General features: G+C 69.6%; 9 protein-coding genes. 5 read left to right on the top strand and 4 right to left on the bottom strand.

Features of this window, described 5'->3' with window-relative positions:
• Window positions 1-144: 144 nt before the first annotated feature.
• Both ACFC0G_RS25990 and ACFC0G_RS25985 read right to left on the bottom strand, forming a co-directional pair.
• Window positions 145-2,406, bottom strand: a complete 2,262-nt coding sequence (locus ACFC0G_RS25990; protein WP_376407208.1) for a (Fe-S)-binding protein — start codon at window positions 2,404-2,406, stop codon at window positions 145-147.
• 132 nt (window positions 2,407-2,538) lie between these two features.
• Window positions 2,539-3,027: a sugar transferase gene (locus ACFC0G_RS25985; RefSeq protein ID WP_376407206.1), complete on the bottom strand. Its 489-nt coding sequence runs from the start codon at window positions 3,025-3,027 to the stop codon at window positions 2,539-2,541.
• A gap of 277 nt (window positions 3,028-3,304) precedes the next feature.
• On the opposite strand from ACFC0G_RS25985, the gene dnaK reads away from it, so the two are divergent.
• Genes dnaK through ACFC0G_RS25965 form a run of 4 tightly spaced genes read left to right on the top strand, consistent with a single transcriptional unit; the run spans window position 3,305 to window position 7,462 of the window.
• Window positions 3,305-5,146 carry a molecular chaperone DnaK gene (gene dnaK / locus ACFC0G_RS25980; RefSeq protein WP_376407204.1) on the top strand — a complete coding sequence of 614 codons (1,842 nt, stop codon included), beginning with the start codon at window positions 3,305-3,307 and terminating at the stop codon, window positions 5,144-5,146.
• Window positions 5,143-5,799: a nucleotide exchange factor GrpE gene (gene grpE, locus ACFC0G_RS25975; protein ID WP_376407202.1), complete on the top strand. Its 657-nt coding sequence runs from the start codon at window positions 5,143-5,145 to the stop codon at window positions 5,797-5,799. Before dnaK ends, grpE begins: the two co-directional genes overlap by 4 nt.
• A 30-nt stretch (window positions 5,800-5,829) precedes the next feature.
• Window positions 5,830-7,014 carry a molecular chaperone DnaJ gene (gene dnaJ / locus ACFC0G_RS25970; RefSeq protein WP_376407200.1) on the top strand — a complete coding sequence of 395 codons (1,185 nt, stop codon included), beginning with the start codon at window positions 5,830-5,832 and terminating at the stop codon, window positions 7,012-7,014.
• A 4-nt stretch (window positions 7,015-7,018) separates the two neighbouring features.
• The gene (locus ACFC0G_RS25965; protein ID WP_015034631.1) at window positions 7,019-7,462 is read left to right on the top strand and encodes a heat shock protein transcriptional repressor HspR; all 444 of its coding nucleotides are present in this window, start codon (window positions 7,019-7,021) and stop codon (window positions 7,460-7,462) included.
• Window positions 7,463-7,529: 67 nt separating this feature from the next.
• Here ACFC0G_RS25965 and ACFC0G_RS25960 read toward each other — a convergent pair whose 3' ends face one another.
• A complete protein-coding gene (locus ACFC0G_RS25960) occupies window positions 7,530-7,997 on the bottom strand; it encodes a hypothetical protein (protein WP_376407197.1) in 468 nt (155 codons plus the stop codon).
• A 5-nt stretch (window positions 7,998-8,002) separates the two neighbouring features.
• Entirely contained in the window at window positions 8,003-8,983 is a 981-nt protein-coding gene (locus ACFC0G_RS25955) for a helix-turn-helix transcriptional regulator (RefSeq protein WP_376407195.1), read from the bottom strand.
• A 136-nt stretch (window positions 8,984-9,119) separates the two neighbouring features.
• On the opposite strand from ACFC0G_RS25955, the gene ACFC0G_RS25950 reads away from it, so the two are divergent.
• Window positions 9,120-9,317: a hypothetical protein gene (locus ACFC0G_RS25950; protein WP_376407193.1), complete on the top strand. Its 198-nt coding sequence runs from the start codon at window positions 9,120-9,122 to the stop codon at window positions 9,315-9,317.
• The last annotated feature ends 6 nt before the right edge of the window (window positions 9,318-9,323 follow it).

Genomic DNA, 9,323 nt, shown 5'->3' with positions numbered 1-9,323 from the left:
GGTCTGGGGGGCCCTACCCCCCCCCCCGCCCCCGGGTGGCCCGGCCCCCGCGGCGGCCCCGCGGCTCCCGCGCCCGGCCCCCCCCGCGCCCCGGGGGGCCGCCCCTCTCTCACGTACGGACCTCCAGGGCCTTTCCGGCGGACCCTAGGCGGCCGGCTCCGGCTCCGGAGCGGTCTCCGGCTCCGGCTCCGGGTCCGCCGGGGTCTTCACCGAGTCGAGGAGCAGCTGGGCCACGTCCACGACCTGGAGGGTCTCCTTCGCCTTGCCCTCGTTCTTCTTGCCGTTGACGGAGTCCGTCAGCATGACGAGGCAGAAGGGGCAGGCGGTGGAGACGATGTCCGGGTTGAGGGACAGGGCCTCGTCGACGCGCTCGGTGTTGATGCGCTTGCCGATGCGCTCCTCCATCCACATCCGGGCACCGCCGGCGCCGCAGCAGAAGCCGCGCTCCTTGTGGCGGTGCATCTCCTGCTGGCGCAGGCCGGGGACGGCGGACATGATCTCGCGCGGCGGCGTGTAGACCTTGTTGTGACGGCCCAGGTAGCAGGGGTCGTGGTAGGTGATGAGGCCCTCGACCGGGGTCACCGGGACCAGCTTGCCCTCGTCGATGAGGTGCTGGAGCAGCTGGGTGTGGTGGATGACCTCGTACTCGCCGCCGAGCTGCGGGTACTCGTTGGCGATGGTGTTGAAGCAGTGCGGGCAGGTGGAGACGATCCGCTTCGCCGACTTCGGCTTCTTCGTCTCCGGGTCGTCGTCGTCCTCGCCGAACGCCATGTTCAGCATGGCGACGTTCTCCTGCGCGAGCTGCTGGAACAGCGGCTCGTTGCCGAGGCGGCGGGGGGAGTCACCGGTGCACTTCTCGTCGCCGCCCATGATCGCGAACTTGACGCCCGCGATGTTGAGCAGCTCGGCGAAGGCCTTGGTGGTCTTCTTGGCCCGGTCCTCCAGGGCGCCGGCGCAGCCGACCCAGTAGAGGTAGTCGTACTCCGAGAGGTCCTCGACGTCCTTGCCGACGATCGGGACCTCGAAGTCGACCTCCTTGGTCCACTCGACGCGGGCCTTCTTGGCGAGGCCCCAGGGGTTGCCCTTCTTCTCCAGGTTCTTGAGCATCGTGCCCGCCTCGGACGGGAACGCGGACTCGATCATCACCTGGTAGCGGCGCATGTCGACGATGTGGTCGATGTGCTCGATGTCGACCGGGCACTGCTCGACGCAGGCGCCGCAGGTGGTGCAGGACCACAGGACGTCCGGGTCGATGACGCCGTTCTCCTCGGCGGTGCCGATGAGGGGGCGCTCGGCCTCGGCGATGGCGGAGGCGGGGACGTCCTTGAGCTGCTCCGGCGTCGCCTTCTCGTTGCCCTCCATGTCCTTGCCGCCGCCGGCGAGGAGGTAGGGGGCCTTGGCGTGCGCGTGGTCGCGCAGCGACATGATGAGGAGCTTGGGGGAGAGCGGCTTGCCGGTGTTCCAGGCGGGGCACTGCGACTGGCAGCGGCCGCACTCGGTGCAGGTGGAGAAGTCGAGGATGCCCTTCCAGGAGAACTGCTCGACCTGGGAGACGCCGAAGACGGCGTCCTCGGCCGGGTCCTCCCAGTCGATCTCCTTGCCGGCGGTCGTCATCGGCTGGAGCGCGCCGAGGGCCGTGGAGCCGTCGGAGTTCCGCTTGAACCAGATGTTCGGGAAGCCGAGGAAGCGGTGCCAGGCGACACCCATGTTGGTGTTCAGCGAGACGACGATCATCCAGGTGAACGACGTGACGATCTTGAGGCACGCGAAGAAGTAGGTCAGGTACTGGATCGTGCTCAGGTCCAGGCCGTCGAGGAGCGCGATCAGCGGGTACGAGGCGAAGAAGCCGGGCTCCCAGCTCGTCACGTGGTGCTGGACGCCTTCGAGGGCGCGCAGCGTCATGATGCAGACGCCGACGATCAGGATGACGGCCTCGACGAAGTACGCCTGGCCGGTCTTGGAGCCGGTGAAGCGGGACTTGCGGCCCGCCTTGGTCGGCTTGCTCAGCTGCCGGATCACGATGAGGGTCACGATGCCGAGGACCGTCATCAGACCGAGGAACTCGGTGAAGATCTCGTACGGCAGCCAGTCACCGATGATCGGGATCAGCCAGTCGGCCTGGAACAGCTGGCCGAAGGCGTTGACGATCGTCAGGAGCAGCGAGAAGAAGCCCACCGCGACGAACCAGTGCGCGACGCCGACGATGCCCCAGCGGTTCATCCGGGTGTGGCCGAGGAATTCCTTGACCAGCGTGAGGGTGCGCTGTGTGGGGTCGCCGGTGCGCGTGCCCGCGGGGACCGGCTGGCCGAGCCGTACGAAGCGGTAGATCTGCACGGTGGCACGGCCGAACAGCGCGACGGCCACCACCGTGATGACGATCGACACGACGATCGCGGCGAGTTGCATGAGGGGCTCCTCGGGCGGGCCTCGCGTGCCTGCTGACTCGCGAGCCTACTAAGCGGTAACTTATTGAGTCCGTGCTGAGATTACCGGGTCACGGCCCCGCGCTGTAGCGGCACTCACGGTGATCTGTGTCGCTCAGGCGAACCTTGCCGAGCGACGCCTGCGGACTGCTGGAAGCGTACGCGCCAGGATGCCGAGGTCCATTCCCAGCCAGTGGTGGTCCACATAGTGGAGATCGAGCAGCTCGCGCTCCTCCCACGGAAGCTCCGAGCGCCCGCTGATCTGCCACGGTCCGGTGAGTCCGGGGCGTACGGAGAGCCGGCGGCGGGCCTCGCCCGTGCACTCGCGGTGGGTCGGGGCCAGCGGGCACGGCCCGACCAGCGACATCCGGCCCGCGACGACGTGCAGGAGCAGGGGCAGCGCGGCCAGCGGGCTCCTCGTCCGGAAGGTCAGCATCGTGAAGGCGCGGCCGTCCAGCCCGGCCACCGTCCGGCGGCGCAGGATGCCGCGGCCGGGCGTCGTCCCGCCGAGCGCGACCGAGAGGGCGACGGCGGCGAGGACGGGGGAGAGGACGGCGAGGAGGGCGAGCCCGCCCAGGACGTCGAAGGTGCGCTTGGCCGTCATCCCCTACACCCTTCCGAGTGAGCCGATGAGAATCATGGGATATTCGTGGGATATGCCTGCTTTGCCCGGCAAGGAGCATCCGGACTCTCTCACGCAGCACCCCGCGAGGGGCGGGATCGACGCGCTCGCTCTCCTCTTCCGCCTCCTTCCGGGCCCTCTTTGAGCGGCCGACCGGGCGAAGAGTTGAGTCACTCCCACTCAGGTCTGTTGACGCATCGCGGGGTCTCGTGCATCCTTGAGTCAGATCCACTCAAGTACGTCAGCTGGAGGAATTGACATGGCACGTGCGGTCGGCATCGACCTGGGCACGACCAACTCGGTCGTCAGCGTTCTGGAAGGCGGCGAGCCCACCGTCATCACCAACGCCGAGGGTGCCCGGACCACGCCGTCCGTCGTCGCCTTCGCGAAGAACGGCGAGGTGCTCGTCGGCGAGGTGGCCAAGCGTCAGGCCGTCACCAACGTCGACAGGACCATCCGGTCGGTCAAGCGCCACATGGGCACTGACTGGAAGATCGAGATCGACGGCAAGAACTTCAACCCGCAGCAGATGAGCGCCTTCATCCTGCAGAAGCTCAAGCGTGACGCCGAGGCGTACCTGGGCGAGAAGGTCGTCGACGCGGTCATCACCGTCCCGGCGTACTTCAACGACTCCGAGCGCCAGGCCACCAAGGAGGCCGGTGAGATCGCGGGCCTCAACGTCCTGCGCATCGTCAACGAGCCGACCGCGGCCGCCCTGGCCTACGGCCTCGACAAGGACGACCAGACGATCCTCGTCTTCGACCTCGGTGGCGGCACCTTCGACGTGTCCCTCCTGGAGATCGGCGACGGCGTCGTCGAGGTGAAGGCCACCAACGGTGACAACCACCTCGGTGGTGACGACTGGGACCAGCGCGTCGTCGACTACCTGGTGACGCAGTTCCAGAACGGCCACGGCGTGGACCTCGCCAAGGACAAGATGGCGCTCCAGCGTCTGCGCGAGGCCGCCGAGAAGGCGAAGATCGAGCTCTCGTCCTCGACGGAGACCTCGATCAACCTGCCCTACATCACGGCCTCCGCCGAGGGCCCGCTGCACCTGGACGAGAAGCTCACGCGCGCCCAGTTCCAGCAGCTCACCTCGGACCTGCTCGACCGCTGCAAGGTGCCGTTCCACAACGTCATCAAGGACGCGGGCATCGAGCTCCGCGAGATCGACCACGTCGTTCTCGTCGGTGGTTCGACCCGTATGCCGGCCGTCGCCGAGCTCGTCAAGGAGCTGACCGGCGGTCAGGACGCCAACAAGGGCGTCAACCCGGACGAGGTCGTCGCCATCGGCGCCGCGCTCCAGGCCGGTGTCCTCAAGGGTGAGGTCAAGGACGTCCTGCTCCTCGACGTGACCCCGCTGTCCCTCGGCATCGAGACCAAGGGAGGGATCATGACCAAGCTCATCGAGCGCAACACCACGATCCCGACCAAGCGGTCCGAGATCTTCACGACGGCCGAGGACAACCAGCCGTCCGTGCAGATCCAGGTCTACCAGGGCGAGCGCGAGATCGCGGCGTACAACAAGAAGCTCGGCATGTTCGAGCTGACCGGTCTGCCGCCGGCGCCGCGTGGCGTCCCGCAGATCGAGGTCGCCTTCGACATCGACGCCAACGGCATCATGCACGTGACCGCGAAGGACCTCGGCACGGGCAAGGAGCAGAAGATGACCGTCACCGGCGGCTCCTCGCTCGCCAAGGACGAGGTCGACCGCATGCGCCAGGAGGCCGAGCAGTACGCGGACGAGGACCACCGTCGCCGCGAGGCCGCCGAGTCCCGCAACCAGGGCGAGCAGCTCGTCTACCAGACGGAGAAGTTCCTCAAGGACAACGAGGACAAGGTCCCCGGTGACGTCAAGGCCGAGGTCGAGGCCGCGCTCGTCGAGCTGAAGGAGAAGCTCAAGGGCGAGGACACCGCCGAGATCCGCACCGCCACCGAGAAGGTCGCTGCCGTCTCGCAGAAGCTCGGCCAGGCCCTCTACGCCGACGCGCAGGGCGCGCAGGCCGCGGGCGACGCCGGTGCCGGCCAGGCGCAGGCCGACGACGACGTCGTCGACGCCGAGATCATCGACGACGAGCCCAAGAAGGGCGGTCAGGCGTGACCGAGGAGACCCCGGGCTTCGAGGAGAAGTCCGACGTCCCCTCCGGCGCCACCCCTGACGACGCCGCCGAGGCCGCCGACTCCTCCACGGAGGAGAAGGCGGCCCCGGCCGGGGACGCAAGCAGCCAGAAGTCGGCCGGTACCGCGGGCCTCACCGCCCAGCTGGACCAGGTCCGTTCCGCGCTCGACGAGCGCACCGCGGACCTCCAGCGGCTCCAGGCCGAATACCAGAACTACCGCCGCCGCGTGGAGCGGGACCGGGTCACGGTCAAGGAGATCGCCGTTGCGACGCTCCTGTCCGAGCTCCTGCCCGTCCTCGACGACGTCGGCAGGGCCCGGGACCACGGCGAGCTCCTGGGCGGGTTCAAGTCGGTGGCCGAATCGCTGGAGACCGTCGTCGCCAAGATGGGTCTGCAGCAGTTCGGCAAGGAGGGCGAGCCCTTCGACCCGACGATCCACGAGGCCCTGATGCACTCGTACGCGCCGGACGTCACCGAGACGACGTGCGTGGCGATCCTGCAGCCTGGGTACCGGATCGGCGAGCGGACCATCAGGCCCGCCCGGGTCGCGGTGGCCGAGCCCCAGCCGGGCGCCACGCCCGGCACCAAGGAAGAGAAGGCCGACGAGGAGAGCGGTGCCCCCGAAGAGGGGTGACGCAATGATCGTCCGGAAGGAGGGACGTCGATGAGCACGAAGGACTTCGTCGAGAAGGACTACTACAAGGTTCTCGGCGTCCCCAAGGACGCCACCGAGGCCGAGATCAAGAAGGCGTACCGGAAGCTCGCCCGCGAGAACCACCCGGACGCCAACAAGGGCGACACCAAGGCCGAGGAGCGCTTCAAGGAGATCTCCGAGGCCAACGACATCCTCGGCGACCCCAAGAAGCGCAAGGAGTACGACGAGGCGCGCGCCCTCTTCGGGAACGGCGGCTTCCGGGCCGGCGGCCCGGGCGGCGGCGGCTCGTTCAACTTCGACCTGGGCGACCTCTTCGGAGGCGCCCAGGGCGGCCCCGGCGGAGCCGGTGGCTTCGGCGGCGGTGGCGGCATCGGGGATGTCTTCGGCGGCCTGTTCAACCGCGGGGCGGGCACGGGTACGCGTACCCAGCCGCGCCGCGGCCAGGACATCGAGTCCGAGGTGACGCTCAGCTTCATCGAGGCCGTCGAGGGCGCGACCGTACCGCTGCGGATGTCCAGCCAGCAGCCGTGCACGGCGTGCTCGGGCACCGGCGACAAGAACGGCACGCCCCGCGTGTGCCCGACCTGCGTCGGCACCGGACAGGTCTCGCGCGGCAGCGGCGGCGGGTTCTCCCTCACCGACCCGTGCGTCGACTGCAAGGGTCGCGGCCTCATCGCCGAGAACCCCTGCGACGTCTGCAAGGGCAGCGGGCGGGCCAAGTCCTCCCGCACCATGCAGGTCCGCATCCCGTCGGGTGTCTCCGACGGGCAGCGGATCCGGCTGCGGGGCAAGGGCGCGCCGGGCGAGCGCGGCGGGCAGAACGGCGACCTGTACGTCGTCGTGCACGTCGACGACCACGCGGTCTTCGGCCGCAAGGACGACAACCTCACCGTCACGGTGCCGGTCTCCTTCACGGAGGCGGCGCTCGGCGGCGAGATCAAGGTGCCGACCCTCGGCGGCCCCGCGGTCACGCTCAAGCTGCCCGCCGGCACGCCGAACGGCCGGACCATGCGCGCCCGTGGCAAGGGCGCGGTCCGCAAGGACGGCACCCGCGGCGACCTGCTCGTCACGGTGGAGGTCGCGGTGCCCAAGGAGCTGGACGACAAGGCACGTGAGGCCCTGGAGACCTTCCGCGAGGCGACCGCCTCCGAGGACCCCCGGGCGGAGCTGTTCCAGGCCGCGAAGGGAGCGTGACCCCGTGGACGGGCGCCGACGCAATCCGTACGAACTGACCGACGAGTCGCCGGTGTACGTCATCTCGGTGGCGGCCCAGCTCTCCGGTCTGCACCCGCAGACCCTGCGGCAGTACGACCGTCTCGGTCTGGTCTCCCCGGACCGTACGGCGGGCCGCGGCCGGCGCTACTCGGCCCGTGACATCGAGCTGCTCCGTCAGGTGCAGCAGCTGTCGCAGGACGAGGGCATCAACCTCGCGGGCATCAAGCGGATCATCGAACTGGAGAACCAGGTCGCGGCGCTGCAGAGCCGGATCGCCGAGCTGTCGGCCGCGGTCGACGGCGCGGCGGCGGCGATGCGGCAGCGCGAGGCCCAGGTGCACGCCTCGTACCGGCGCGACCTGGTGCCGTACCAGGACGTGCAGCAGGCGAGCGCGCTGGTGGTCTGGCGTCCGAAGCGCGGGGAATAGCTCTCACAGCCCGTACGACGGGGCCCCCTCCACGACGGTGGAGGGGGCCTCGTCGTATGCCGGTACGTCAGGGGATCAGCTCGCCCACGATGTCGCCGACGGTCTCCCACCACGGCGAGGCGCCCGTGCCGAACGCGGCGGCGAGGGCCGTGCCGAGGGCCCGGTCGCGCGGGGTGGGGTCGTCCTCCCACGTGTCGACGACCCTGCCGTCGCCCGAGCAGAGGAGGGTGCCGACGCGGCGTCCGTCGCGGGTGAGCCGGCTGTCGTCGTACCCGCAGGGCACGAGCCGGTAGCGGACCCCGTCGGTCCGTACGTCGACCCGGTAGGAGGACCGCAGGAGCCGCCCGCGCGCGGGCCGGATGGCGGCCGGTTCGCCGTCCACGGTGAGCGTGAGCAGGGCGGGCTTGCGGGTCCCGATGGGGATGTGGGGGTCGGGGTCGGTCCCCGGGGCCCGGACGAGCTCCACGGTCGGCAGCCCGTGGCCGGAGACGCGGAGCGTGCCCGCGGGTCCGTCGAGGTCGATCTGTACGTACACGCTGGTCAGTTGTCCCGTTCGAGGATGCCGGACTGGGCGATGAGATAGCCGAGCTGGGCGCGGCTGCCGCTGCCGAGGGCGGCGGCGAGTTTGGCGATGTGGGCGCGGCAGGTCCGGACGTTCATGCCGAGGCGGCGGGCGATGGCCTCGTCGACGTGGCCCTCGACGAGGAGCTTGGCGATGGAGCGCTGGACGCCGCCGATGCCGTCGGTCTTGATGTCGTACGGGATCTCCTCGCGGATCGGCACCGCGAGCTGCCAGAACTGGTCGAAGACGCCGCCGAGGTAGGCGACCAGGCCGGGGTGGCGCAGTTCCAGGGCGACCTGGCGGTCGCTGCGGGCCGGGACGAAGGCGACCTCGCGGTCGACGATGATCAGCCGGTCGATGATCTCTTCCAGCGTGCGCACCTGGACCTCGGGGCCGACGTGCTCCAGGTAGGTCAGGGTGAGCTCGGTGTGGCGGGCCGTGTGCTGGTAGAGGGTGCGCATGCTGATGCCGCGGCCGAGGAGCGGCGAGACGCGGTCGAGGGCTTCGCTGAGGGCCTGTGCGGGGCGTCCGCCGCCGGGCTGGACGGTGAGCAGTTCGTGGCGGCAGTTGGCGACGACGCGGTCGAGGGTCGAGTTGATGCGGTCGATGCCCTCGAGGACGGTGATGGCGTGCGTGGTGGGGGTGTCGTGGGCGCTGATGGCCATGAACGGCTCGAAAGCGTCCGAGAGGGCGACGGTGCGCCGGCGGCGGTCGAGTATTTCCCGTTCGATCGGCTGGAGGAGCTGGGCGAGGGCGGCCGAGGGGGGAACCGGGCGCAGCCACTGGGCGTCGTCCGGGTCGGGGTGGAGGAGCGAGAGATCGAGGAGGCAGGGGGCCTCCAAGGTCTCTGACCGGGCTATTCGTCCGGTCCGCAGGGCGGCCGCGTACAGCTCGGAGCCGGCTTTGCAGAGTTCGGCATACGAATGCGGGTGACCTGTTTCGTCCGCTTCTTTCCGCATATGTACACCCCCAGGCTCCTGCATCTCAGGAACATGATGCCTGGGTTTGGTGGTGCAGGTGCAGAGAGTAAGCCATCGTCTTACTCGCGGGGGTTGGTAAAGAGACGTTGCCTTCAAGTGAGGTTGCTCGGTGATGATGAAGAAGCTCATACGCACGGTGGCCGGTGTCGCCTTCATCGCGGCGGCCGCAGTGGGCGCCGTGGGAGTGACCCAGGACCCCGGCTGGCACACGGCGCCGGCCGAGGTACAGGCCGCTCCGCTGGACCCGGGCTGGCACCTGGTCGGCGACCCGGGCTGGAGCGTGGCCCCCGCGCAGGACCCCGGCTGGAATTAGACGGAC

This window comes from Streptomyces sp. NPDC056169 (assembly GCF_042268445.1).
Classification (GTDB): Bacteria; Actinomycetota; Actinomycetes; order Streptomycetales; family Streptomycetaceae; genus Streptomyces.
Note: the sequence above shows the minus strand (reverse complement) of the source record. Positions and strands in the feature narration are given on the sequence as shown.

What these genes read in the sequence shown, in the direction of transcription:
- dnaK (WP_376407204.1), top strand. Translation starts at nt 3,305, where the DNA reads ATGGCACGTGCGGTCGGCATCGACCTGGGCACGACCAACTCGGTCGTC.
- ACFC0G_RS25950 (WP_376407193.1), top strand. Translation starts at nt 9,120, where the DNA reads ATGAAGAAGCTCATACGCACGGTGGCCGGTGTCGCCTTCATCGCGGCG.
- ACFC0G_RS25985 (WP_376407206.1), bottom strand. Translation starts at nt 3,027, where the DNA reads ATGACGGCCAAGCGCACCTTCGACGTCCTGGGCGGGCTCGCCCTCCTC.
- dnaJ (WP_376407200.1), top strand. Translation starts at nt 5,830, where the DNA reads ATGAGCACGAAGGACTTCGTCGAGAAGGACTACTACAAGGTTCTCGGC.
- ACFC0G_RS25990 (WP_376407208.1), bottom strand. Translation starts at nt 2,406, where the DNA reads ATGCAACTCGCCGCGATCGTCGTGTCGATCGTCATCACGGTGGTGGCC.
- ACFC0G_RS25955 (WP_376407195.1), bottom strand. Translation starts at nt 8,983, where the DNA reads ATGCGGAAAGAAGCGGACGAAACAGGTCACCCGCATTCGTATGCCGAA.